The organism is Sphingopyxis sp. SE2 (assembly GCF_032227185.1).
Taxonomy (GTDB): domain Bacteria; phylum Pseudomonadota; class Alphaproteobacteria; order Sphingomonadales; family Sphingomonadaceae; genus Sphingopyxis.
Genome location: NZ_JAPMXW010000002.1, coordinates 14,629 through 39,659 on the forward strand (window position 1 = coordinate 14,629; position 25,031 = coordinate 39,659).

Consider the following 25,031-nt stretch of genomic DNA (forward strand, 5'->3'; position numbering starts at 1 on the left):
GGCAAGAGGTTTTTGAAGGATGAAACATGCCCGCACGTATTCCGATGACCCAGCGGCAGCGCGCCGCATTGCTTGCTTTGCCCGACAGCGAGGCGGCGGTGGTGCGACACTATGGCCTCGATGCCGAGGACCTTGCTGCAATCGGCACCGCGCGCACTCCGGCAACCCGGTTGAGCTACGCCCTGCAACTCTGTTGCCTCCGCTTTCCGGGGCGGCATCTGCGCGCAGGCGAGCTGTTGCCTGCGATCATGCTCGACCATATCGCCGAGCAGGTCGGGGTGGATGCAGGCGCCATCGCCGACTTCGCGCGGCGAGCGCCGACCCGCTACGATCAGCTTGCCGCCATCAAGGCGCGCTTCGGCTTCACCGATCTGAGCCGGCCAGCGCGCGGTATCATGATGACCTGGCTGGAAATCGAAGCCATGCCCATCGTGGACGGGCGTATTCTGCTCGATCGACTGCTCGACGAGCTGCGCACGCGGCGCATCGTTATCCCCGGCATCAGCGTAGTCGAGCGGATGGCGGCCGAGGCGATGCTGCGGGTGGAAACCGATCTGGTCGCTGCAATCCATGATAAACTCGATGCGGATATGCGTCAGCGCCTCGATACGCTGGTCGATGAGAAGGTGCATGATCGACAGAGCCGCTTGTCGTGGCTGCGCGAACCACAGCCCCGCGTCGCGTCAGCCTCGCTCGCCGAAATCCTTGAGAAGATCGCTCTGATCCGCAGGACCGGAATTTCCTGTGTTCCGGTCGATCCCCTGCACGAGCCACGCATGACGCAGTTCGCCCGCGAAGGCGTGCGCTATACCGCCCAGGCCTTCCAACAGATGCGCGCCTCCCGCAGGCGGGCCATCCTGCTTGCTACGCTGCGCGAGATGGAAGCCACGCTTACCGACGCGGCGATCGCCATGTTCGGCGCCTTGATGGGACGCGCTCACCTTCGTGCCCGCAAACGCCTGGAACAGGGAATCGCGATTTCGGGACGCGAAGGCCGTGACCGACTGATGCGCATCGCCACCGTGCTGGAAACAGTTAGCCGGGTAGCACGCACCGGTGAAGATATCGGCGCGGCCCTCAGGGATATCGTGCCTCTCGACATGCTCGATGCCGATGCCGCGATCATCCGTCGTACCGCGGCACCTCACAGGGACGATGTGTTGAGCGAGATCGCAGCCGAATACCGGACCTTCAAACGAATAGGACCTCTATTCCTGCAAACGCTCGATTTCCACGGCCGGGTCGGCACCGCGGCGTTGCGCAATGCGATGACGGTCCTGTCGGATCTTGATGGCGACTGGCGCAAGCCGCTCCCTGCCGACGTTCCGCTCGGTCATGTCGAGCGGCGCTGGCACCGCCATGTCGTGGTCGCCGGCAAGATCGACCGGACGCATTGGGAGATGGCCACCTACGGGGCGCTCGCCAATGCACTGGCATCGGGTGATATCTGGGTGCCGAGGTCACGGCTGCACAGGTCGCTGGACGTGCTGCTCGCGCCATCAAGTGGCGCAGCGCTGCAACCGGTGTTCTCGCTCGGTGATCCACACGCATGGCTCGATCAGCGCGCCGCGCAACTCGACAAAGCCTTGTGCGACGTCGCCCAGAATCTGGCCGGACGTGATGCTGCCCTGTTCGCTGGCGAGCGATTGCGCTTCCCCAAGGAACTGAAGGACGATGATGCCGGGCACGACGAAGGACGGCATCTGACGCTTGCCTGCTACGGTATGCTGCCTGCCACGCGTATCACCGACGTGCTGTCGCAGGTCGAACGATGGACCGGCTTCACCCAGCACTTCGGGCACGTCTCGACCGGGTTGCCGCCTGGCGATGAGCAGGCCTTCCTCGCCACTCTGATTGCCGAAGCGACCAATCTTGGGCTGTCGCGCATGGCCGAGGTATGCGGCGCAGGGTCACGCCGCGCGCTGCTGCGCATGCAGACATGGCACATGCGCGAGGAAACCTTTCGGGCGGCGCTCGCCTGTCTGACCGACGCCATCCACGCCGAGCCGATCGCCGCCTGGTTTGGGCAAGGACACCGGGCTTCCGCGGATGGCCAGGCCTTCTACCTGGGCGGGCCGGGCGAAGCCGGCGGAGCGGTCAACGCCCATTATGGTCGCGACCCAGTGGTCAAGATCTACACCACCATCACCGACCGCTACGCGCCGCTGCACCAGACGGTGATCGCCGGCACGGCAGGAGAAGCCATCCATGCGCTCGATGGGCTCCTCGGCCATGACAGCAACGCCGATCTGACCGCACTGCACGTCGATGGAGGCGGCGTTTCCGACATCGTGTTCGCAACGATGCATCTCCTCGGGCTCGATTTCGAGCCGCGCATTCCTCGCCTGTCCGACCGGCGCCTCTACGCATTCGAACCTTCGAAGCGCTATGGCAGGCTTGCGCCACTGTTCGGTCACAGGCTCAACCGGGATCTGATCGTCAGCCACTGGCCGGATATCGAACGCGTCATCGGCGCGATGCGTGATCGCACCGTTACGCCCTCGCTGATCCTCAAAAAGCTATCCGCCTACCGCCAGCAGAACAGCCTCGCCGCGGCGCTCCGCGAGGTAGGACGGATCGAGCGCACGCTGTTCACGTTGCGCTGGTTCGACGATCCGGCGCTACGCCGCACGGTCACCGCCGAGTTGAACAAGGGCGAGGCGCGCAACAGCCTGGCGCGAGCGGTCGCCTTCCATCGGCTCGGTCGCTTTCGCGACCGTGGCTTGGAGAACCAGCAAACCCGCGCGGCTGCCCTCAACCTCGTCACCGCAGCGATCATCCTGTTCAACTGTCGCTATCTTGGGCACGCCGTCGAAGAAATGCGCCGCCGCGGAAGCCAGATCGATCCGGCTATGCTGTCTCGGCTCTCACCATTGGGCTGGGATCGCATCAATCTCACCGGCGATTATGTCTGGTCCGATCACCTCGATCTCGACGCCAATGGCCTCATGCCGCTGCTCATCAAACCGCTACCGTGAATCTGTGTCCGCATAATGCACAGGGGCCTAGTTGAGCGTTCACGGTGGCGGCCGTTAGGCCGTGCGCGCGCAGTTGTTCGGGCTTCAGGACAACCCGAATTTCTCTGCTTACGCCGCCGCGGCGATAGACCTCGCCCATACCGTCGACCGCTAGCAGTCGCTTGGAGACTGTGTTGTCGATGTACCAACTGAGTTCCTCCAGCGTCATATCGGTGGCAGAAGCCGACCAATAGGCGAGCGTATTGCCAGAAGTAGAAAGTCGGATGACTTGCGGCTCAAGGATGCCGTCGGGTAAGTTGCCACGAATTTGGGACAACTTGTCCCGAATATCGTTTACGGCGCGATCGATCGGTGTCCCGATCGCGAACTGGACATAGGTCTGGGATTGCCCCTCCGTGACCGTTGAATTCAGTTCGTCGATACCCTCGATTGTGCGGACCGCCGCTTCGACGCGTTCGGTAACTTGAGTCTCAAGTTCCGTGGGTGCGGCTCCAGGCTGTGCAATGACAACCATTGCGCCAGGAAAATCGATGTCAGGATCGTTTTGCACGCCCATCACAAGAAACGAAACGAGGCCAGCGATGGTTAACCCCGTGAACAGGACGAGCGGCGGGATAGGATTTCGAATCGACCATGCAGAAATATTTTTTAAACTCATCCCCCAATCCCGGTGTTCGTCACTTTCTATTCGAGGTGATTAGAATTGATACTTCGGACCTCGAAATACAATAACAGAAGTGTGGTGGAGATGAGATAAATTCGATGACATTCATGCGGTCGGAGAGGGCGCCATTCGCCTTCAGTCATGAGTTATCTATCCGGCCAAGAGCAGGCTTCTCCGTTGAAGATCGTCATCTGGAGCGTTGAGAGCGGAAAGTGGCTCCAAGGATGCGCATTGCGACAGCGCGGACCGTTTGCTTTCGATCCACGGAATGGCAAACGAACGACACAGTTCCGCCTTAGCGGACCATTGAAAAAGCACCAAGGGACGAGCGGAAATCGTGGAACGGTTAATCCTATTTTCAGACATGGACCGCGCCATCTGCTCGCGTAATCAAACGTAACCCCCGGCGAGCCCGCTCTGATCATTGTTAGGAGGAGACTTGGCGACCGCGAAGGTCGAGGTTGATTTTGCCGCAATTTGCCCGTTTTCATCAGAAACTGTCGCCTCTACGAACAACATCGAAGAGGACGCATGCACGACGGTTGCCTCGGCGACGACCTTTCCGGCACGCAGCGACCGAAAAAAACTTATCTTACTTTCGACCGTGCCCTTGAAACGATGACCAGCGTAGGCGATACTTGCAATGCCGGAGACTTCGTCGAGCATGAGCGCAACGATTCCTCCGTGGACGCGGCTCAGGAAATTCAAATGCTCTTCAGTTAACTCAAAAGACACCAAGGCGTATCCCGATTCTGAATCGATTTTCTGACATTCCTCTTTGACCCCGCGAGATAGCGGCTGTCTTTCGTAGATCTTGTCGCGATTGTCCGTCATCCATTGGACGAATGCCGCACCATCCCACATTTCTGCTCTCCTTTGCGATATCGCAGCCTGACCCGCAGCCAAACAGTCGCGATTAGCACTATTGCGAATTCGTAATCACGAGACTCAACCAGCGGGCCACGAGCGCAGGCCGGGGCATACCCTCTATTTCGACGCTGACACGGTATGTGAACCTCCATCGGTCCTGTCGCTTGTTTTCAACATCCTCGATAGAAAAGCGGCCCCGGATACGATCGCCCGAGCGAACAGGAGCGAGGAAGCGCACGCGGTCGAATCCGTGATTGATCGCCATGGTCGTTCCATGAGGAAATAGGGCGACCTGCTCGATCATGTGCGTCAGAAGGGAAAGTGTAAGAAAGCCGTGCGCTATCGTCCCACCGAAATCGGTTTTCGCGGCTGCTACGGGATCGACGTGTATGAACTGCGTGTCTCGGGTGGTTGATCCGAACCGGTTTATCATTGTCTGGCTGATCAAAACCCACTCAGATTCCCCGAGTTCGGCACCGATCAGTGCTCTAATTTCGTCCCAGGTTCTAAGTCGCACCGTTCATATCCCCCCTGCTGGGGTTAGTCGTATAGCAAGTTTCGTCTGCCGTAGACTTCGCGCCACTCCTGCTCGCTTGGACTTCCTAAGAATATCTTCGCTCCGGACGCAATGGGAAGCCAAGGCTGCTTGCTTGCTGTCCAGATGTGACAGAGCATTTCGCATTCCTCGAGGTTCGAAACGCTTCCGGCGCGTATGCCAAGCACCCCCTTGCGCCAGCTGTTGGCGTAGAACAAATGAGACTGGCAGCGCGGGCACATATACAGTCGGTTCCCGCGACCGGGTCCCGATGAATAATCTCGGCGATCGATTGCGCCGTCTATATTGATCATTTCCTTGCGCACCGGCAGGTTCAGCGCAAATGCCGTTCCAAGCAGTCGTTGGCATTCGTGACAATGGCAAGCGTAATAACCAATATCGCCCAAATCTTGGGAGCGATAACGCACCTCGCCGCAACGGCACTGACCTTGCACAATTGCCAAGCAACGGCCTCCTGATCGCTCGATGAAGGAGCAGCATAGACAAATGCATTATCAACGCAAGCTGCTTCCAGCCGGCTCAAGGTAAGCGTAGACTGTGGATCCGTCATATGGAGAAACGGTGGTGTAGACTTGTCCGTCATACATTTTCCTGTATCGCCAGCAGGCTCTTATGCCGTCGGCTTTCCGGACGAAGCACAATCTGATCTTATCTTCGATCCACCATTTTCCTTCCGATCGAACGCCCTTCGAGTCGACGATGTCGTAGGTCCCGTCGGGATGATATTCAGTGCGATGGGAGTAGAACGCGGGAAAATCCGCTCGCATTACACGACCATGTAATTCTTCCCCGAGGGACGATATTCCGGTATCCGAAGATACCAAACTCATTACATGGTTTATACTCTCCAATGCGCCTGATAAGCTGCCGGCGGCAAGAGCGCTTGCCAGAACGGCCGATAGGGCGTGGATCGACGTTTGCCGAGAAACCGACATCATATTCGTTTACCCTCAATAAATTGGTCCCACGGGCAATATGGGCATGAGCTGCACCCTCATGCCGATACCGGCTGCTTGATCCCGTAGAATTTCTGGGAATTCTCAGACAGAATCTTCCGCTTTGTCCCGACGGCCAGGTCGGACCGGGTGCGGATTTCATCGAAGGCTACGCTCAAGCGGCCGCCGGCGTAATGAACGTGCGGAAAGTCAGCCGAACCTAGTATCCGGTCCTCTCCGGCAAACTCAATGAAGGCCGGAAGATCAGGCTCATCGCCTTCGACCGTAAAGTACACTTGGTTGTCCCGAAGATACTCGCTTGCCGTTTTCTGCGCTTGCCAGGGTTCCGCAGCTGGGGTGGCCTGCCAATGTTCCATTCTCGAAAGGGCAGCCGGATACCAACCGATGCCGCCCTCCAAGAAGGCGACCGTGAGTTTCGGAAAGCGGTCAAGTATTCCACCACCCAAGAATGAAAAGAAACCCATAACCATCGCCATTTCGAAATTCAGAATGAATGAGGCGGCAGGGAAATCGCAGCTTTCTTGGATGCCGTCATGAGACCACCCTACGTGGACGCAAACCGGCAGTCCGCTGGCTTCAAGATAGCCGAACAATTCATCAAAGCGGCGATCGTGAAGTAAGACGTTCCCGGCGGTGGGGAGCATCATGCAGCTTGAGGCGCCCAACTCTTTGATTCGCTTTGCTTCTTTGAGAGCGAGCTCAGGCAACCTTATTGGGATCAGGCCACCCCATTTCAGTCTGTCTGGTGCCTTTCCGCACTGTTCGGCCATGTAAGAATTATAGGCGGATACTAGCGCGGCCTCGAACAGCGGGTCCTTGGTAAGAGGTTGAAGAAATAACGTGGTATAGAGGACCGACACATCAAGACCTACCGAATCCAGACTTTCCAGATAGGCTGGAACATCGGACAGTGTCTGAACGCCGTAGGGCACAGGCTTGAGTTTCGCATATTCGCTCGTTGGCGGAGTGGCATGGCACGAAGCATTCGGACCCTGCATTTTGGGCCGCATTTCACCATCGATGATCCAAGCCTTGTTGCGTGTCGGTCGGTGCTTCACCATGTCTCCGATGTCGACCACGCGTGGCCGGCGGTGCATGTATCGGGCGTCGAGGTAGTCGAAGATAGCGTCGTGGTCCTCAATATGAGAATCGGCATCTATCGAAAAGAAGTCTTTGTCGTCCATGGGATCCTCGTTCAGTTAGTGTTGGCAGAGTGGGACATTTGTACGTGAAGTTTACGTAGATCCTGCATCAGCATTGCTGCGGATACGCCGATGCGCGAGATTGTCATTGTTCTCAAATCAACGATTGTCGTCGCTAACTTGTCGAGCGTCCGGTAAAACACTTCGCCCTGATCGAACGAGAAATCTGCAGCACGGCGAATCGCGTCAGGAACTTCTTCAAAGCATTGGCTATTGCCCTGACCGGTTGCGTTCGCCGACGTGCCGAAGAGCACCCGGCCCTTTTCAGCCATGCGCTTGGCCAGTTGTTCAGGCAGCCAGCCCGTGTTTAGGAATATGGCAACCGATCCGTCGCGTGTGGCCTGCGACTTTGCAACGTCGCTCATGTTCCGAAACAATGAACTCTCGGTGTCGATGTCATTCACGACCGCAAGCGTAGTGCGTGTGACTATACGATCGAGCCAATCGCGAGCCGTTTTCTCTACGGGCTTGGTCAAGGCGTCGAACAGATCGATATTCCCGACCACAATGAGCGGGTTGGTGAGGGGGCGACCCTTCAACTCGTACATCGCTGCGATGGCGTCGTCCGACGTTCCAACAATTCCGTAGCCAACGACCGTGCGCAGCAGTACCAAACCGCCGCGTTCGAGGGTGCGCGCGGCCTCGTCAACGATAGCAGGATCGCAACTTTCGTCGAGATCGAGGGATTGAGATGCAATTCGGGCCTCTCGCATCACTTCGCCCCAGCCTGGCAGCCGGCAACGAAACTTCGGAATTCGTCACCCTGCGAAGTCGAGAAGGACTTTCCTTCCAAGCCCATTTTTGCCAGCACATAATCGGGATCCACGTCGCCGAAAGTGTCGTTCAGATGGCGCTTCACCATGTCGCGAATGGCGGCAGAGCCAGAATGGCGCGTAATCAGGAATTCGCGCTCTCGTCCAAAAAGTGCTGGGTCGAAGGGCTCGTAGGTGCTCGGATGCTTTAACATTCCGTTCTGATGCAGTCCGGCAGCGGTCGCGTTGACCCAGCGGCCCAATATCGGCTTGTTCCGCGGTAAGGGGAAGTCGATCGCTTCACTCACCAATGTGCAAGCTTTGCGAAGAGCTATCGGATCGACGTTGCAAGCTACCTCGAGCTGTTCCTGCTTGGTCAGCAGAATGGCAACAATTTCTTCTAGTGCGGCGTTGCCTGCGCGCTCCCCGATGCCGCAGAGTGTGCCCTGACATTCATCGGCGCCAGCGGCGATCCCAGCGATGCTGTTGGCCACCGCAAGGCCTAGATCGTTGTGGCAGTGTACCGACAGCTTGTTGTTGGGGCCGACCCACTCCCGCGAAGCTGCAACCATCGCTCCGAACTGTGTCGGCATCGCGCTGCCGACGGTATCGGTTACAACTATCGCTGTCGCCCCGGCGTCGATGCCCGTTTTGATGACTTGTTCCAGCATCGAATGAGAACCTCTCGAAGCGTCTTCAACCGCAACGGAGATCTGGACATCGTGGGCTGCTGCGAAGGAGACCGCATCCTGGGTTTCATCAAGCGCCTGCTGCAATGATATCATCCGCTTGTGCTTCAGGTGCACTTCTGAGCCCGTAACAAGAATCTGAATCTCGAGATCTCGCCGGTTTCCGGCAAGTTCGAGGCAGCATTCGATATCGCGGCGGGTCGCGCGGGCGAAAAGGCTGACTGCGGCTCCGGTTTCTTCCTGTAGGATCAGTGACGCCGCCTCGTAATCGCTTTGAGACGCTGCGGGAAAACCGGCTTCGATCCTGTCAATGCCCGTTGCGGCAATCTGCTTGAAAAGCATAACTTTCGTATCGACGGACATGGCGTTCATCGGCGCCTGTTCGCCGTCTCGCAAGGTCGTGTCGAATAAGGTGACTTGTCGTACCATTTCTCATTCCTCTCACGTTCACTCAGGCTTTCGAAATCATGCTCGGCGCTCGAAAATGCGGACATGGCATCCGCCCTTTGGGCGAAGCGTTACGAAAGCAAGAACGGCCATTCGACACGTTCGACAAACCGCGCACCTACGGAACTTTAATTTCCCTTGGTCAAGCATCGTCGTCTGTTGTCGCGGATTCTGGTTCTGGACGAAAAGTTTCCCAACCAAAGACCCGTCGAGGCGGGAGCGGCGCCTGTCTGGACGCAGGAGGCAGATAATTGGATTCAATTACGCGCCAGTTGGCAAGGACCTTACTGACGTAATTCCGGGTCTCGACTATGCGCGGGATGCGACGACCCTTTCGGACGCGCCCTGGGCCAGCGTTGTAGGCTGCAAGGGCCAGGTCGACCCGGCCAAATTCGCGCAACTGCCAGCCAAGGTAACGCGCGGTCCCGCGAAGATTACCGCGAAGACTATAACGATCTACGCCGAGTTGCTTCGCAGTGCCGGGCATTAGCTGCCCGAGACCAAAAGCACCTTTAGGGCTGACTGCGACAGGATTGTAGCGACTTTCTTGCATGAGCAAAGCGTCCATTAAAGCGACCGGAATGCCGGCTTCGCAGGCGGCCTCGCGCACGAGGGAATAGAGAAGTTTTCGGCGTCGCTCGGCGTCACGTGCAAGGATGTTAGATGGGAGATAGGGACGCGGCCTACAGCGGCCAAGCAACTCAATCTGATTGTGCCTCATGCTCGCGGACCGAATTGATCTTTCGGGCTGCATCCACGAAGGTACCCGTATGCGATCGTTTGGAGGACTTGATGATGCCGCGCGTGTCCGCAGTTGCAATACAATGTTGGGATTGGGCTCCACAGTATCGACTTTCTTGCCAAAATCCATGCTTATAACGCTGGAAATCTGAGGAGCGTCGCCGCGAGGGAGCGGAGGTTTTGCAAAATCGATCAGTTCGGCTCGACGATGGGACGTCTCATTGGCGCTGACGCTAGTGCAAAGCGCATAGAAGGGTAACCCGCTCGCGAGCATAACCTTGCGTTTCATCGACCTAGCGCCAGAAAACGCTCTTTGATCTGCTTGTTGGTTTCCAATCCTTTGCAGATCGCCTGTTCGGCTTGGTTGATGATCGCTTCAGTTTGCCAACTATTCAATTCTTCGTCGAGCTCATTGTCGGGACGCGAAATGGCCTGGGCTAGGCGAGGTACGAGACGCGAAACGAGTATCGTACCGGGGGAGTAATATGATTCCGCGCAACCCAACACCTCGAGAGCGATCTGGGCTCGTAGCCGGTCGATCCGCAATGCATCACTGATCGCCAGCAATCGATCGTAGCTGGGCGTGCCACCGCGCGCCAAAAAATGATCGATCGTCCCAGGGCTTAATCTGGCGGTACTGGCGACCTGCCTGATCGATAAGCCCGTCCGTGATTGCTGCTCCTGACATAGAGACCGGTAGAGATTTGACACTGACATTCTGCGCCCCGAAGAAATGAATAAATTCCATGATATGAACTAATTCGTTCCTATGCAGGCGAGCGGCAGAGCGCTCCAATGTCAAGCAGAGAAGGCCTCAATTCTGGCTTGAATATTATGCCCCAGTGATGATGTAGAATGCGAGCCGGTGTAGCTGGATATTGGTAACGCGGGTTCCCGACGATTCAGAGAGGCGCCACCGGACCCTCCTAAGACGATCGTTGACCCATTTATCTACCCCGATGTTGATTGGGATATCACCACAAACCAGGTCCGTTCTCGCAAAATAGAGCAGGTCCTTCGGGGTGAGTTTTCCCAATTCACCGAGCTTTTTCTCGGCCACGTGCGCTAGCAGGCTTGGCAGGGAGTAGGCCCGTCGTTCGCATATGGATAATTCGCATATCGCGCGACACTGTATCTCCCAGAACGCCTCGCTAGCCCTGTAGCGCAGGGTCACTGTTTGTGTCTTTGGCATTCCATAAGCTTTCGATGGCCTCGTAACTATGCACTTCGATCTTCACACACAGTCTTCGAGTCCAAAGTGCCTGAAATTTTCGTTGCCGCGAGCAGAAACTTCATCCGAGTAACGAATTTCATGGTCAAACTGACGAAAAATTCATTCGCAATCTTTCAAAATATTGAGGCAAAAATGCCCATTCTGATGAAATTGGGTAATAATCGGTCTGCATTGGCTTGACCAGCATTTGCCACGGTTTCCCCTTCTGACCGGCGCCCGTTCGGGGCGTCGTTCACAAGATGGGAAAAGAATCATGCAAACCATGTCACTGATGAGAGACCGGGAGGGGGCGTCCGGTCGCGATCACCTTCCGCTTCTTGCCGCGGTAACGTTCCTTGCGTTCGTGTTGCTCGCAGGGCCGGCGTTCGCCGGCACTGATACGACCTTCGACACCGCGTTTAACAAATTCACCGCGTTTCTCGAAGGCTCGGGCGGCAAGATCATCACGATCATCTCGCTGGCGCTCGGCCTCGCCGGCATGGCCTCGGGCCGCTTCAGCCTCGGTCAGATCGCTCTTCCCGTCGGTGTCGGCATCGGTGTCGGCACGGGCGTTCCGATCGTCACCTCGGCTGTGACGGCAATCATCTGATGTGGGCGTCCGGGAAGTGCGCCAAGCGCGCGTAACCGGGCAAATGGGGCGGGGCGGTTATGGATCGCTATGTGATTCCCGGGAAGCTGGATGAACCCGAACGGATCGGGCTCTGGACCATGGACGAGTTCGTCGCGATGGCCGGGCCCTTTTTTATCGGGATCCTCGTACAGCATATCATCTGGGGCATATGTTTCGGAATTCTGGGTTGGTGGGTCTTGCGAAAGGCAAAGGCAGGCCGCGCTGGCTCGTGGCTCCTCCATATGGCCTATTGGTATCTTCCCGGCGGTGTCATGGGCATCCGGGCCGTCCCGCCTTCATATCTTCGATTGATGGCGGGGTAAGCGATGGAAGCGGGATTTAGCCAGGCGCAGGCGCAGCGCGTTCTCAAACAGCGCAATATGCTCGTGATGGCGAGTGCGGGCCTTGCGATCGTCACCATCTTCTCTCTGATTGCGGCCTCCGAGCGTGATCGGGAGATTGTTCTGCAGCCGGTCCTGACGCGGCAGCTCGAGCTCAGCAGCGCGGGGGTCAGCAGAGAGTATCTGGAGCTCGTCACGCGTGACGCTGCCGTGATGATGCTCAATCGTAGTCCGCAGAACCTCGACTACTGGATGGATTCGGTCCTCAAGATCGTTCATCCCTCCGCCTACGGTCGGATCAAGGGCGATTTGCTCAAGATCGTCAACGACCAGCGCGGCTCTAGTGTGTCGCAATATTTCACGATGGAATCGATGCGGGTGGATCCGCAGAGCCTGATGTCGGAAACGACGGGCACGCTCCACACTATGGTCGGCCGTCAAGAGGTTGGCGCAGTCAAGCGCACCTTCCGTTTCGACTGGAATTACACGGGCGTCGAGCTCCGATTGATCGGCTTCGGCATCGTGGTCCCGAACAAGCCGGGTGAAGACGCGCCCATTGGCGCCACCGAACCCGCTTCCCAATGATGGAGATGCTCATGCCTTTGGCACTCGGCACTGGCGGCGTGCTCTTTACGTCGCGCCCAATGGATCGGCTTCAGCGCGTTCTCGGCGTGACGATGATTGGCGCGGCGGTCTTAATCGCGCAGAGCGCGCGCGCGGACGAAACCGTTATGGTTGAGGATAATTCGCGCGTGGCGTGCGTTGCGTCGGAAAAGGATCTGACGCGCATTAGCTTGATCGGCGACGAGTTCGCGAGCGTGTCCAAGGTTCAACCGACGAACCCGCTTGACGATTTTTCGGTCGTCAACGAGCCGACCCGCGGCGACATCTATTTATCGGTGCCGGAGGGCTTTCGCCTGAAAGTCCTATCGTTCTTCGGAACGACGAAGAAAGGCTATGTCTACAAGTTCGGCTGCCGGATCGAGGCGATCGAGGCGCAGCAGATATTCGTGTCGAACCCGCTCGCCTTGGCAAAGGCTGATGCGGTCACGGAATCCGAAGAAGATGCACCCGACGCGGACGAGACGGCAGTGCGCCTCATCCAGGCGATGGCGTCGCAGGAAATCGTTCCGGGCTATCGTATGCGGCGCTCCGCACTCGTCCCGGTACAGGCCGGTGACCTCACCGTGCAGCTCGTAGCCGAATATGAGGGCCTCGATGTCGTCGGTCGTGTGGTCCGGATCGAGAATAGCTCGGCCGCTCCCTTTGAAATCACTGAGGGGCGGATAGCCCCCGCCGACGCGATCGCGGTGTCGATCGCCAACCCGAAGCTGGCGCCGCGACAGGAGACGTCGGCCTACGTCGTCACCCGGAAACAAGGGAGCTAGTCATGGCAGGTCTGGGGTCATTCCTGAAACGCGGTTCGCCGCGCGGTGAGGCGGCCGCAACGCCGGCGGTTCCCGAAGGCGCAAGCCTGTCGGTCAACGAGGGCGTCGAAAAGCGTCAGCGGATGCTGTTGTTCGGTGTCGGCGGTCTCCTCCTGACCGTCGCGGTCTACTGGTTGTTTTTCACCGGCATCACGGACGAGGGTCCGAATGCGCCGGGCAAGGATCTGGCATCGGAGAACATCAAGGTCTCGACCGACGCTCTCGCGGCGCGCAACCTCTCGGAAAAAGAATGGCTGTCTATGTCGGAAAACCGGCTGAACAGTCAGGATAACCAGCTTCGCCGCATGCAGGGGCAGGGCGATCAGCTCGAGCAGATGCAGGCGCAGATTGATGCGCTGCGCTCGGAAAATTCCAACATGGCATCCGAAGGTACGCGCGTTCTTTCGGCCTATGATGATGAAAATCGCCAGCTGAAGGAGCAGCTCGCGGCGGCGCAAGCGTCGTCGCGGCCCTCTGCGGGTCCGACGGCGCTTTATGGTGCCGGTGGTCCTGCAGCCTATGATGCAGCCGGCGGCGGCGCGATCGCGGCGGCGCAAGCGCGGCGCGAGCTCAAGGTCATCAGTTTCGCGGCAACGACGGCGTCGACCGGCGGCGGGAGCAAATCTGCTCCGACCGGTAATCTCTTCGCGTCCGACAGCCCAAATTATCTCCCGGCGAACAGCTACGCCAAGGCTCGGGTGATCGTCGGGGTCGATGCAGCGTCTAATGTTCAATCGCAGTCGGATCCGCTTCCGGTTGTCCTCCGTATCGTGGGGCCCGCGCGCTCGGTTGCGCAGAACGGCAAGGTGCTCACGACGCGCATCGATGGGTGTTTGGTTAACGGCGCAGCGCGCGGCGATTTGTCCTCCGAGAAAGTCTATGTGAAGCTTGCCAAGATGACCTGCCCGCAACCCGGCGGGCGCTATGCCGAAAGCGAGGTCAAGGGCTTCATCGCATTCGGCGGCAAGACCGGGGTCCGTGGCCGCGTGGTCAGCCGCGAAGGCAGTTTGACAATGCAGGCTTTCTTCGCCGGCCTCGTCGGCGGGATCGGCCGCGGCTTCTCGGCCAACTCGAACAGCTTCCTCTCGGGCCCAACAACCGTCGTCAACGGCGAGCGCCAGAAACTGTCGACGGGCGACATCGCCAAGGGCGGGATCGGCGAAGGCGTGAGCCAGGCCGGCGACGTGCTGTCCCAATATCTGATCGAACGCGCTGAGCAATATCAGCCCGTCATCGAGATGCCCACGGGCGTCGAAGTCGAGATCGTGTTTCTCGACGGCGCCTTCATTCGCAATTGAAGAAAGGGCTGAACATGAAGCTCAAATTTGGTTTGGTCGCCGCTTTGCTCCTCGGGGGCGCCGCGACTGCCGTCTATGCCGCCGATCGGCTTGGGCCGACCCGCGTTTCTGCTCTCCTCAAGACGCGCCTGCCGAAAACGCAGGTATCGGCGATCGACTGCGACAAGGTTGCGGGGCTGTGCGAGGTCGTCGCGGGCAAGACACTTTTCTACGTCGACGGAACGGCGCGTTATCTGATCGTCGGCCGCGTGTACGACATGGAGTCGCGCCAGGATCTGACGGCAGCAAAGCTGCTTGAGATGAATCCGGACATGCTCCTCGGCGGTGCGGCGAAAGCAGGCCTCGAGGAGGAGAGTGAAACGCCGGTTCGGCAGTTGGCGGCCGCGGGTCCGGCTGGACGGGCGGCGGCGCCGCCCGCTGCCGCGCAGAAGGTCGACCTTTCCAAGCTTCCCGCGACTGGCGCGATCGTCTGGGGCAATCCGTCGGGCACTCCGGTCACCATCTTCACCGATCTTCATTGCGGCTTCTGCCGCGCGCTCGCGGGCGAGCTCGAGCAAATGCACGTCCGCGTAATCGAGCGGCCGATTTCGACGCTTGGGACGCGCGATCTCTCCAACCGTGTCTATTGCGCCAAGGACAAGCTGCGGGCGCTGAGAGCGGCCTATGCCGGCGCCGACGTGGCCCCCGCAAGCTGTGACACCAGCGGCCTCGACGCGAACGAGAATTTTGCTCGCTCGCATGGATTCAGCGGCACGCCAGTTCTCGTCCGGTCTGACGGAACCGTTCTCGAAGGCTATCGCCCGCGCGCGGTACTGGAGTCCTGGCTGAAGGGCGCAAAGTGATGCGCCCGCGCGATCTCCCGGAAGCCCTGTTGCTGACGCTGTGCATGGCGGGTCTTGCCGGCGCGGGGTTCACGGCTGACGCCGGTTTGGCCGAATTCGGCGGCGGGGGGCGCTACGCGCTTCTGTTCGGCTTCATTCGCGCGGTCGCGGTGTGCGGCGCGCTCATGGTTGTGCTCGCAACGGGCGGCTCGGCGATCGCCAATTTACTTGCCAAACGCCGTCGCCGCGTGGCCGCCGTTCGTCTTTGGAGGATCTGAGACTATGCGTCGCTTTGGTCTGCTTGCCGGTGCTTGCCTAATCTCCCTCAGCGGCTGTGCGTCGCTGGGCGGCAACGTCAAAGGCAATTTCATTTGCCGTGCGCCCGACGGGATCTGTTCGCCGACATCGAATATCGATGACCAGGCGATCGCGTCGATGACCGGCGGCGTGGCTTCTGGTGCGGTTGCCGGCGCAGTGACGGCCAATCCCACTGCGCCGCGCTCGGCGGGTTCGCTGAAGGTTGTTCTGCCCGCACGAACCGACCGGTTCGGTCGCTGGCGCGATGAAACGGTCGTTTACGTCGAACCGCAGCTTGCCGGCGTCGCAAACGACGATCGCCAATTGGCAACGTCGGTTTCCTCGGCGCCGGCACGGTTGTCGCTGGTCGAGCTCGCGGCGGGCGCGCCAGCGCCTGCCGAGATAGCGAGCGCTTCGGGACCGACGTCGGGCAAGCCCGTGTCGGGCGAGAATTTCCGAGCCGAAGTTGAACGCCGGTTGGCTGCAGGTCGCAAGGGGCCCGAGCCGGTGGCGGTGCCGCCCTCCGACAGCGAAGCCACGGCGGCCGCCGCCGACCAGGCGGTCGTGTCGGCGCCTGCGCTCGCTGCTCAACCCGCGCCGGATGGTCAGTAATGGCGGGCTGGTTCGACAAGCTACTCGGTGACCTGCTCGGCGGGCCGCGCAAGGTCGATAAGGCCGTCCCGTCGACGTCGATCCCGATGTTCGCCGACTGGCTGCCCTATCGGAGCTTCGACCAGAAGAACGGACTCTATTACAACAGCGCATCGCGGGGCTGGATCCTCGAGGTGTCTCCGCTGGTCGGTGCCGACGACAGGACGAGCGAGATCATTTCGCAGTTTCTGTCCGAAGGCATCCCGGACAAGACGTCGATCCAGATCCTGCAATGGATGAGTCCGCGCATCGCGGAACGGATGGTCCAGTGGTTCATCCCGCGCCAGATGGCGAAGGGCGTCTATGAGCGGATTGCTCAACATCGCGCCGATTATCTCGAGGGCGGCGTGTGGTCGAGTCTGTCGGCCGACGCCCCCTTTCATCTCCGTTCGCACCGCGTCTTCATCTCGCTTGGCGTTCCAGAGGGCGCGAAGGTCAGTGACGAGGAGCTGATCACCCTTCGGGAGTCGATGGCGTCGATGCTTCGCTCGATCGACGTCGAGGCGCATATTCTCGATCCCGTCGGGCTTCTGAAACTCGTGGACGATTTGACGTCGCCAACCACAGTGTCGGGGGAGGATGTCGTCGATTACAATCGCTTCGATCCGATCGCGGACCAAGCGGTGCGCCGCGACATGGAGATCGTCACCGATCCCAATCGCATCCTGATCCGAACGGAGCGTTTTCGCGCGCTCGGCGCGCTGCAGGACGGCGTGCCGGACATCGGGGAGATCGTGCCCGATCGCTTCGATATACGTTGTTACGCGATCCGCAACCTGCCGCCGCGCTGGGCGCCGTGGGACACGGTGAAGCTCATCGGCGATCCCTATTTCGACAAGCTCCGGATGCCCTGTCCGGTGGCGACAATGCTCACCATCACCTATCCCGACGAACAGGCGGCGACGTCGCGTGCGGCCTTCAAATTCATGCGCACAACGAGCCTCGCGAATTCGCAGAGTGCGAAGTTCACGCCGCAAGTTCGTGAACAATCGCGCGAGTGGGAATATGTCCAGGACCAGCTTCGGCAAGGTCAGAAACTGGTGCGCGTGTTCTACAGCGTGATGAGTGTCTCGCCTTATGGCGAGGGCGATCGGCACGAACGCAATCTCAAGGCGGTCTACAAGGCGGCGGGTTGGGAGCTTCAGGACGAACGCTATCTGCAGATGGCCGGACTGATCTCGGTGATGCCGCTGACGATGGCCAACGGCCTCGCGAAAGACTTTGAGCGGCTGAAGCGCTTCCGCACGATGCTGACGACGACGGTTGCCAATATCGCGCCGTTGCAGGGTGAATATAATGGCGGGCCGATACCGCATCTCTTGCTTCTCGGCCGCCGCGGTCAGCCCTTCTTCTGGTCGCCATTCGAGAACAGCGCCGGCAACCATAATGTCGCGGTGTTCGGCAAGTCCGGTTCGGGCAAGTCGGTGGCCCTTCAGGAAATCACCTCGGCGCTTGTCGGCGCCGGCGCGAAAGTCATCGTGATCGATGACGGCCGCAGCTTCGAGCATAGCTGCAAGCTGCAGGGCGGGTCATTTGTCGAGTTCACGATGAGCTCGGGCTTCTGCCTCAATCCTTTTTCGATGATCGACGCGGCGGAGGCGGAACGCGACGAAGATTATCGGCTCGATTGCATTGCCATGCTGAAGGCCATCATCGGTCAGATGGGTCGCCACATCGACCGTCTCAACGATACCGAGCGCGGCCTGATCGACGCCGCGGTCAACGCCGAATGGGAGAAGAACGGCGCGGAAGGTTCGATCGACGGCGTGATCGAGGCGCTGATTGCAAGAGAGCACATTCAGGGCGAAGAGCTCGCGATCGCGATGCGGCCATTTTCCAGTGCCGGCACCTACGGCCGTTTCTTCACAGGCCAGTCCACGCTGAAGATCGGGGCCGATCTGACCGTGTTCGAACTGTCCGATCTGTCAGCGCGCGAAGAGCTGCGATCCGTCGTCCTGACGGCCATCATGTTCCTTTCGAGCCAGGCGATGCGGAAAGATCGGAGCACCCGGAAGGCGCTGCTGCTTGATGAGGCGTGGCAGCTTCTCAAGGGCGGGTCGATGGCCGACTTCGTTGAGACATACGCCCGCACTTGCCGCAAATATGGGGCGTCGCTCATTACGGCGACCCAATCGCTCAACGACTATTACAAGTCCGAAGGGTCGATTGCCGCGCTCGAGAACAGCGACTGGTTCGTGATTCTCCAGCAAAAACCGGAGACGATCGCGGACTTCAAGAAGCTCGATCGCTTCGACATGAATGATGCGGTCGAATCGATGATGCGGTCGCTCAAGCGGAACGGCACCGAATATTCGGACATGCTCATCAAGGGGCCCGAGATGCTCGCGATGGGTCGTCTGGTGCTCGATCCCTATTCGGCCACGCTCTATTCCTCGAGCCCGCAAGTCTTTGCCGCAATCGATGCGAAAACAGCCGCTGGCATGAGCATGGCTGAGGCGATCGAAGATGTGGCCTTCCCGGGTGCGGCCAAGGAGCGCCGGGACCGCGGCGCCGACTATGCGGAAGCGGCAGAATGACGGCGTTGGCAACCTCGCGGAAGCAGCCGCCTGCTATCGCGACTCGGCGGCTGCTGCAGGACATCGCCTTTTCGTTCGTGTCGGTCAGTTGCTGGCTGGCAATAAATTGCCTTGCTGCTGCAGGGGTGATGCTCGGTTTTTTCGCTCTGATGGCGAATCTCAGCGTCGACCAGTTTTTCGCCGAAACGGCCAATCTCTCTAACCACTATCTCGCGGCCGACGGCGCGCGCCGCTCCGAATTCGCGGAGATCCTTTTGTATCTCTTCGGCGGGCTGGTGCTGTTCTTCTGCATCACGCGGCGCGCTGCGCTGCTCTCGGGCACCGCAACATCCAAGGGGGACATGTCCAATGACTGAGCAACCGGCTTTGACCATCGGCGGGGAACCGCTTGTTCCTCCGACTGAGGCCGCGGCGGCGCCCCCTTCCCGTCGCCGCGGTTTCGCCGGCTTCTCTTGGGGGCAGATTGCGGGCGGCACCGCCCTTGTCGCTGCACTCGTCTGGGGCGGATGGGCCACGCGCGAACTCATGATCCTTAAGGAACGACGGATCGTGTCGATCAGCCTCGCGGGGATGGCGAATGATTTCATCATGGCCGAAGCCCGATCGGGCGCGAGCCCCGAGCAGGTCGATTCCGATACGCGCCATTTCATGGCCGCCATGCAACGGACCCTTCAGGAGCGCGCGGCCGCCGGCGAGACGATCGTCGTGAGCGAGGCGGTCGTGGCGGCCTCGATGCCCGACATCACGCCGGAGATCCGCGCGGCGGTCGGCGAGTTCATCAAGCGCAACCCGCCGCCGCGCGTGGCGGCCGCCGCTCCTGCGCCGGCACAGGCGATGCCCGGGATTATGCCCACGGCTCCGATGCAGGCGCCGCCAGCGGCGAATCCGGTGTTCGGCGGCGGCGGTCTGCTTCCCGGCGGCGGGCAGTGAGATCATGGGACGCATTCGCTCGCCCTTGCTGCGAAATTCGCTGATCGCGGTCGGCCTGGTTGCGGCGACCAGCGCGTGGTTGTCGCTCGACACCTACGCGCAGCGGCATGGGTTCTTCATCAATCGCTCGCCCTCGCTGCCCAACTGGGCTTATTATTTCGAGCGCGGAAAGGCCGTGAAGCGCGGCGAAGTTGCGTTTTTCGCACCACCGTCAAATGCCCTCGTCCACGCCCATTTTGGCGCGGAGCCTCCGGTGTTCGGCAAGATCGTCTATGGCTTGCCGGGAGACATCGTGTCGCATCGCGGTGCCGACGTGATTGTGAGCTGGGCCGCGGGTGCTGATAACGAAGCGCCGTCGGAGCAGCTCGTAGCCAAGCTCAAGCCGCTGTCGTCCACGGGCGAAGCATTGGAGCCGGGGCCGACCGGCGTCATACCCAATGGCTGCTATTATATGGGCAGTCCGCATCCTGACGGGTTCGACAGCCGCTATGCAGCCATTGGATTCGTCTGCACCAAGCAGATTGTCGGCGTATCGAAGTGGTCGCTGCTGTGAACCGCGCGGCCACCATGTTCGTCGCGGCGATCGCGGCGATCGGCATCGCGCCGATCGCGAGCGCCAAGGATTATGGTCAGCAAGGGGCCGTGTTCCGGATCTCCGAGCCGGATCTTCTTCGCACGATCGAACAGAAGCTTCGGACGCTGGAAGCAAGTGGCGGCATCGAGCGGATGAATGCCGAGCTGACCCGCAAAACCGAAGCCGGCGTACGTCGGCCACGACCCGTCGCCGGTATCAGCCTCGCGGTGCGCGATCGTAGCTGGATCTTTGATCCGGCGATCCGTGTCGAGCAGGATATTCTCGACAACAAGGGCAATGTGATCGCCCGCGCGGGACAGCGGGTCAATCCGCTCGATTTCGTGACCGTGCGCCACAAGCTCGTTTTCATTGACGGGGACGACAAGGATCAGATGAGCTGGGCCTTGCGGCGGTTCGACGATCAGTCGGCGAAGCTCATCATGGTGAAGGGCGCTCCGCTCGACGCAATGACCTTGCACCAGCGCCGCTTCTATTTCGACCAGGGCGGATTTCTTGTCGGGCGGTTCGGGATCCGCGCGGTGCCGGCGGTCGTGGAACCGAATGGGAAAACGATGAAGGTTTCGGAAATCCCGCTCGGGGTCGGTCGGAAATGATCGGCCGTATTCGCGCCTCGTTCCGGTCGGGCTTGCGGCGACTTCGATCGGCCGCATTCTTGACGCTGGCGGCCGCCGGCGTCGCAATGGCGGCGCCCACTATTGCCAGCGCCGCCGGCATCGATGGCACCCCGGGGAAGTGCACGGGCAAGTTCGTGAATCCGGTGACCGACGTATGCTGGTCATGCCTCTTTGCGCTTTCTGTCGGCGGGCTGAAGATTTTTCCCTCCGATCGGCCCGACACCGACAATCCCGATCTGCCGATATGCGCTTGCGGCTCTCCGCTTCCGCGCATCGGCGTTGCGATGGGCTTTTGGGAGCCGGTGAGGCTCGCGGACGTAACAATGAAGCCGTGGTGCTTCGCCAGCCTCGGCGGCAAGAAGATCTCGCCGGGTTTCAAGATCGGACACGGCCGCGCCGCCGACAGCGTCGATGGTCATGATCGCGGCGCCAAATGGCATGTCCACTGGTATGTCTATCCACTGCTCTACTGGATGGAGATTCTGACCGACGTCGCCTGCCTCGAGCAGTCGTCGTTCGACATCGCCTATGTCACCGAAATCGATCCGCTGTGGCAGGACGATGTGCTGACCGCGCTCATCAATCCCGAAGCCGCGCTGTTCGCCAACCCACTCGCGCAGACGGCGTGCGCGGCGGATTGCGGGGCCGCGACGCTCAAATTGCCGCTCGACCCGCTCTTCTGGTGCGCGGGCTGTCTCGGCTCGATGTATCCGATGAACGGCAATATCGCCGAGCATATCGGTCATGTGCAGTCGAGCCGGCTCGCCTTGTCGCGCTTTGCCTACAAGCTGCATCGGCAGGGGATCGCCTGGGGCACGATGGGCAAGAAGGGGCTGTGCGGCAAATATGTCATGCCGATCCTGAGGAAGCAGCAATATCGGTTCCAGGCGACGGTGCCCTCTCCGATGGTCAAGGGGCGCTGGGCGTGCCCGCCGATCGGCGCATCCGACATGAAGCCGGGTTCCGGCAACACCTATCCCGCCGTCGGCGAGGACATGGGCTATCTCGTGTGGAGGAAACGCAATTGCTGCGTTCTCTGAAAAATCTTTCCAGAAAAGGGAAGTTTGTTTCCGCGGCCGTGCTTCTGGCGGCTTGCGGTGGCAGCATCGCGCTCGCGCAGAATGTCGATGGCCTCGATATTCAGCATATCCTGAGCCGCGGTGAAGCGGCCGATCCCGACGCGGAGGCGCTCATCCGCGAAGTGGCGCGCCGGGGTGACGAAATGCGTGCCGATGCGCGCGAGGCGGCCGACGGTGGAAACCGCAACCTCAGCGAAAATAGGGGTGTGCTCGGGGGAGGGCCAACCGGGGCGATAGATTTCGACCAGATGCTGGCCGCATCCAAAGACCTTGAGGCCAGCGACAAGGGTGCGCCTCAGCTCATCGTTTTCGCATCGCTGTCAATGCCGGAGCAAAGCCTGAAAAAGCTTATCCGCGAGACGGCGAAAGCAGGCGGCACTGTCGTGTTCAACGGTTTCCCCGGGAACTCCATGAAGGCGTTCCAGCAGGGGATCATGAAGGTCGTCGACAACCAGGACGCATACGGCAGCATCGGTATCGATCCGCGATTGTTTCGCGCCTTCGACGTGACGGCGGTGCCGGCGATCGTCGTCGTGACATCGGAATTCGAGCTTTGCGACGGGTTCAATTGCCGGACGTCCGTCCCGCCCTATGATCGGATGAGCGGCAATGTGCCGCTCGAATATGCACTCGAGACATTCGTCGACGGTCGTGGCCCCGGTTCGGCGATTGCGGGCCAAGCGCTGGCGCGGCTGAAAAAAGGGCAGGGGTCATGATCGACGCCAGCTCTGGACTAGCAATTTCGATCGAACCTGAAGGCGTTGCTGGCGCCGGCGTTCGGCGCTTGGGCCGTTCACTCGTCGCGATCGTCGCGGCGGTCGCCATGGTGGTCGGTCCTATCCCGGTTGGTCAGGCGCAAACATCGCAGCCATCCGGAGAGATTTCCGCCGCTGGCAAAGATGGTGAAGCGTTCGCCAAATCAGGGAAAGAGGGCGCCGCCTCGATTCCCGGTCAGGAAGTCACCGGCGACGTCATTCCGGGCTATTCGACGGCGCCGAGCGATCTTTCGAACCTCTTCGGCACCGATGATGGGGCGCTCAATTCCGCGGGCGGCAATGCGGTCGGTAACGAAGCCTGGGAATTCATGATGGGCGCGGACGCCAATCGCGCGACCGTCGATCCGTCCTCGTTCGAAGACATCATCAAGAAGGGCGAGGAGATCAACGAGAACGCCGGCAGCTCTGAGCTCGGCGAGAACATCAGCAACACGCCCGGCACCTGTGAAGAGGTGAAGGTTGGCGAAAAGCAGGATTTGTATGATCCGGGCCTTGTCAAGATCGCATTGAACGGTTCCTTCTGTTGACGCGTTGGGGGCCCCACACGCAATGCTCAAGGATTGGCTTCATTCGTTCCGAGGTCAGCTGATGCACTATCCGTGCATAGACTTGTATCCGGTCGCGGCCGTTCCCGCGCACCATAATCCGTATTCACATCCCCGGATCGAGCAAAGGCGGATGCGGACCAAACTACTACTGGGCGTTTTCAGGCGCCATCAACTTTCCCGGTCACGCATCACACCAATCCGCGTCGCCTTATCGAGCCTGTTGCAACATAGGCATCAGGCGGCGCGGAGCTCGGCACCTTGAGGGACCAGACCGGTCTCCACAAAGCGCCAAAGCGCGATCAACAATTTTCGGGCGAGCGCAACGATCCCCACCTTTGCCGCGCGAGCGCCGTTGCCTTTGAACCGGTTGCGATACCAAACGGTCAGTTCGCTACTTGGCTGATATTTCAACCAACACCAGGCAAGTTCCACCATCTGCACACGTGTGCTTCGGTTACCGGCTTTGCTGATGCCCTGATCACGCGACACGTCGCCGCTGGCGAAGGGCGCCGGAGCTAACCCAAGGAAGGCCGCGACGTGTCGTCGGCTTTCGAACTTTCGGCAAAAAACCTCAGCAACCAACATTGCCGCGCTGTTCGGACCAATGCCCTTCAGCTGCTCAAGGCGAACCGCTTTCTCTCGGCATGGGAAGGTAGACTCCTCATGGAGCACAACTTCAGCGCGGTCCCGCTCGATGTCCTTGATCTGATCGTTGAGCAACGCGAGCCGTTCGAAACAGCGCTCAATTTGTCGACGAAGGTTTGGTGGCAAAGGCCGCCCATCGCCGGTGCGCATGTCGTCGAGCTGTTTTGACCAGTCACCGCCCTTGATGGCTTTGACAGATCGTATGCCCTGTAATGCAAGTAGCCCCCTGATCCGAGAGATAATTCGGGTGCGCTCGTGCACGAGATCGCCGCGCTCCCGCATTACTCTGCGCGCGTCCTCCTCCTCGGGGGAGGGCACGTCCACGACACGGCACACGCTTTTGTCGCCAGCGAGATAGGCTTTGAGGATTCCGATCATTGCTTCGGCGTCGATCCGGTCGGTTTTTGCGCGCCTGCCTCGCCGCGACACGAGGAAGCTGGCGGGATCCAGCACATATGTATCGATATCGTTCGACCGCAGTAGCCTTGCGAGCCAGAAGCCATCATATCCAATCTCGAAGCACAGGCGAATGGCGGCAGGTTCACCGATACGATCAGCGGCCTTGCACTCAAGATTGCGAAGGTGACTGATCAGTGCCGCGCTGTTCCCGGCAGGAATTGTCCGTAGCGAAGGCTTCGCGGCTCCTGGCGAGAGCGAAGCAACAAGCCAGTTGCGCTTGCTGAGCTCAACGCTGACAATGACAGAAGTCTTGGGGCAGTAATCTGACGACGAGTTCTCCATTTAGCGTTCTCCGTGGGGTTTGACGGAACAAC

The 25,031-nt window shown here is 59.9% G+C and carries 27 protein-coding genes and 1 pseudogene; 17 read left to right on the forward strand and 11 right to left on the reverse strand.

The features are described from left to right. Positions 1-44 precede the first annotated feature (44 nt). A complete protein-coding gene (locus tag OVY29_RS20615) occupies positions 45-2,978 on the forward strand; it encodes a Tn3 family transposase (protein WP_058804985.1) in 2,934 nt (977 codons plus the stop codon). A 28-nt stretch (positions 2,979-3,006) separates the two neighbouring features. On the opposite strand, the pseudogene OVY29_RS20620 reads toward OVY29_RS20615, so the two are convergent. The 10 genes and pseudogenes from OVY29_RS20620 to OVY29_RS20660 all read right to left on the reverse strand — a co-directional run. After that, a pseudogene (locus OVY29_RS20620) lies at positions 3,007-3,636 on the reverse strand (efflux RND transporter permease subunit); the annotation flags it as partial. A 396-nt stretch (positions 3,637-4,032) separates the two neighbouring features. Beyond that, entirely contained in the window at positions 4,033-4,506 is a 474-nt protein-coding gene (locus tag OVY29_RS20625; RefSeq protein ID WP_313912090.1) for a PaaI family thioesterase, read from the reverse strand. Between the two features lie 58 nt (positions 4,507-4,564). Beyond that, entirely contained in the window at positions 4,565-5,029 is a 465-nt protein-coding gene (locus tag OVY29_RS20630) for a MaoC family dehydratase (protein WP_313912091.1), read from the reverse strand. Positions 5,030-5,052: 23 nt separating this feature from the next. Beyond that, on the reverse strand, positions 5,053-5,475 hold the full coding sequence (locus OVY29_RS24740; RefSeq protein ID WP_409581492.1) for a GFA family protein: 423 nt from the start codon (positions 5,473-5,475) through the stop codon (positions 5,053-5,055). Then, the gene (locus OVY29_RS20635; protein ID WP_313912092.1) at positions 5,382-5,651 is read right to left on the reverse strand and encodes a hypothetical protein; all 270 of its coding nucleotides are present in this window, start codon (positions 5,649-5,651) and stop codon (positions 5,382-5,384) included. Before OVY29_RS20635 ends, OVY29_RS24740 begins: the two co-directional genes overlap by 94 nt. A gap of 411 nt (positions 5,652-6,062) precedes the next feature. After that, positions 6,063-7,208, reverse strand: a complete 1,146-nt coding sequence (locus tag OVY29_RS20640; RefSeq protein WP_313912093.1) for an amidohydrolase family protein — start codon at positions 7,206-7,208, stop codon at positions 6,063-6,065. 11 nt (positions 7,209-7,219) lie between these two features. Further along, positions 7,220-7,939 carry an L-threonylcarbamoyladenylate synthase gene (locus OVY29_RS20645; RefSeq protein WP_313912094.1) on the reverse strand — a complete coding sequence of 240 codons (720 nt, stop codon included), beginning with the start codon at positions 7,937-7,939 and terminating at the stop codon, positions 7,220-7,222. Next, the gene (locus tag OVY29_RS20650; RefSeq protein ID WP_313912095.1) at positions 7,939-9,096 is read right to left on the reverse strand and encodes a hypothetical protein; all 1,158 of its coding nucleotides are present in this window, start codon (positions 9,094-9,096) and stop codon (positions 7,939-7,941) included. Before OVY29_RS20650 ends, OVY29_RS20645 begins: the two co-directional genes overlap by 1 nt. Before the next feature lie 160 nt (positions 9,097-9,256). Continuing rightward, positions 9,257-10,144 (reverse strand): lytic transglycosylase domain-containing protein, encoded by an 888-nt coding sequence (locus OVY29_RS20655; protein WP_081940686.1) that lies wholly within the window; start codon positions 10,142-10,144, stop codon positions 9,257-9,259. Continuing rightward, positions 10,141-10,455: a hypothetical protein gene (locus OVY29_RS20660; RefSeq protein WP_313912096.1), complete on the reverse strand. Its 315-nt coding sequence runs from the start codon at positions 10,453-10,455 to the stop codon at positions 10,141-10,143. Before OVY29_RS20660 ends, OVY29_RS20655 begins: the two co-directional genes overlap by 4 nt. A gap of 905 nt (positions 10,456-11,360) precedes the next feature. Here OVY29_RS20660 and OVY29_RS20665 point away from each other — a divergent pair. The 16 genes from OVY29_RS20665 to OVY29_RS20740 are packed head-to-tail and all read left to right on the forward strand — an operon-like array spanning position 11,361 to position 23,592. Then, positions 11,361-11,678 carry a TrbC/VirB2 family protein gene (locus OVY29_RS20665; RefSeq protein ID WP_409581493.1) on the forward strand — a complete coding sequence of 106 codons (318 nt, stop codon included), beginning with the start codon at positions 11,361-11,363 and terminating at the stop codon, positions 11,676-11,678. A 59-nt stretch (positions 11,679-11,737) separates the two neighbouring features. Beyond that, the gene (traL, locus tag OVY29_RS20670) at positions 11,738-12,022 is read left to right on the forward strand and encodes a type IV conjugative transfer system protein TraL (RefSeq protein ID WP_037518303.1); all 285 of its coding nucleotides are present in this window, start codon (positions 11,738-11,740) and stop codon (positions 12,020-12,022) included. 3 nt (positions 12,023-12,025) lie between these two features. Further along, positions 12,026-12,625, forward strand: a complete 600-nt coding sequence (locus OVY29_RS20675; RefSeq protein WP_052187922.1) for a type IV conjugative transfer system protein TraE — start codon at positions 12,026-12,028, stop codon at positions 12,623-12,625. Continuing rightward, on the forward strand, positions 12,622-13,428 hold the full coding sequence (locus OVY29_RS20680; protein WP_313912097.1) for a type-F conjugative transfer system secretin TraK: 807 nt from the start codon (positions 12,622-12,624) through the stop codon (positions 13,426-13,428). The genes OVY29_RS20675 and OVY29_RS20680 overlap by 4 nt, the downstream gene beginning before the upstream one ends. 2 nt (positions 13,429-13,430) lie before the next feature. Beyond that, entirely contained in the window at positions 13,431-14,765 is a 1,335-nt protein-coding gene (locus OVY29_RS20685) for a TraB/VirB10 family protein (RefSeq protein ID WP_313912098.1), read from the forward strand. Between the two features lie 14 nt (positions 14,766-14,779). After that, positions 14,780-15,607, forward strand: coding sequence for a DsbC family protein (locus OVY29_RS20690; RefSeq protein WP_313912099.1), 828 nt, complete (start codon positions 14,780-14,782; stop codon positions 15,605-15,607). Beyond that, positions 15,607-15,864: a hypothetical protein gene (locus tag OVY29_RS20695; RefSeq protein ID WP_037518294.1), complete on the forward strand. Its 258-nt coding sequence runs from the start codon at positions 15,607-15,609 to the stop codon at positions 15,862-15,864. The genes OVY29_RS20690 and OVY29_RS20695 overlap by 1 nt, the downstream gene beginning before the upstream one ends. 4 nt (positions 15,865-15,868) lie before the next feature. Beyond that, complete coding sequence (locus tag OVY29_RS20700; RefSeq protein WP_313912100.1) at positions 15,869-16,495, forward strand: hypothetical protein; 627 nt, start codon at positions 15,869-15,871, stop codon at positions 16,493-16,495. Further along, positions 16,495-19,071: a type IV secretion system protein TraC gene (gene traC, locus OVY29_RS20705; protein ID WP_313912101.1), complete on the forward strand. Its 2,577-nt coding sequence runs from the start codon at positions 16,495-16,497 to the stop codon at positions 19,069-19,071. Before OVY29_RS20700 ends, traC begins: the two co-directional genes overlap by 1 nt. After that, positions 19,068-19,427, forward strand: coding sequence for a hypothetical protein (locus tag OVY29_RS20710; protein WP_313912102.1), 360 nt, complete (start codon positions 19,068-19,070; stop codon positions 19,425-19,427). The genes traC and OVY29_RS20710 overlap by 4 nt, the downstream gene beginning before the upstream one ends. Beyond that, the gene (locus tag OVY29_RS20715) at positions 19,420-20,001 is read left to right on the forward strand and encodes a TrbI F-type domain-containing protein (protein WP_313912103.1); all 582 of its coding nucleotides are present in this window, start codon (positions 19,420-19,422) and stop codon (positions 19,999-20,001) included. The genes OVY29_RS20710 and OVY29_RS20715 overlap by 8 nt, the downstream gene beginning before the upstream one ends. 25 nt (positions 20,002-20,026) lie before the next feature. Further along, positions 20,027-20,554, forward strand: a complete 528-nt coding sequence (locus OVY29_RS20720; RefSeq protein WP_313912104.1) for a S26 family signal peptidase — start codon at positions 20,027-20,029, stop codon at positions 20,552-20,554. Further along, a complete protein-coding gene (gene traW, locus OVY29_RS20725; RefSeq protein ID WP_313912105.1) occupies positions 20,551-21,189 on the forward strand; it encodes a type-F conjugative transfer system protein TraW in 639 nt (212 codons plus the stop codon). Before OVY29_RS20720 ends, traW begins: the two co-directional genes overlap by 4 nt. A gap of 32 nt (positions 21,190-21,221) precedes the next feature. After that, positions 21,222-22,250 carry a conjugal transfer pilus assembly protein TraU gene (gene traU, locus OVY29_RS20730; RefSeq protein WP_409581494.1) on the forward strand — a complete coding sequence of 343 codons (1,029 nt, stop codon included), beginning with the start codon at positions 21,222-21,224 and terminating at the stop codon, positions 22,248-22,250. After that, the gene (gene trbC, locus OVY29_RS20735) at positions 22,235-23,005 is read left to right on the forward strand and encodes a type-F conjugative transfer system pilin assembly protein TrbC (protein ID WP_313912106.1); all 771 of its coding nucleotides are present in this window, start codon (positions 22,235-22,237) and stop codon (positions 23,003-23,005) included. The genes traU and trbC overlap by 16 nt, the downstream gene beginning before the upstream one ends. After that, entirely contained in the window at positions 23,002-23,592 is a 591-nt protein-coding gene (locus OVY29_RS20740; protein ID WP_313912107.1) for a hypothetical protein, read from the forward strand. Before trbC ends, OVY29_RS20740 begins: the two co-directional genes overlap by 4 nt. A gap of 255 nt (positions 23,593-23,847) precedes the next feature. Here OVY29_RS20740 and OVY29_RS20745 read toward each other — a convergent pair whose 3' ends face one another. Further along, on the reverse strand, positions 23,848-24,999 hold the full coding sequence (locus tag OVY29_RS20745; protein WP_066564845.1) for an IS110 family transposase: 1,152 nt from the start codon (positions 24,997-24,999) through the stop codon (positions 23,848-23,850). Positions 25,000-25,031 lie beyond the last annotated feature (32 nt).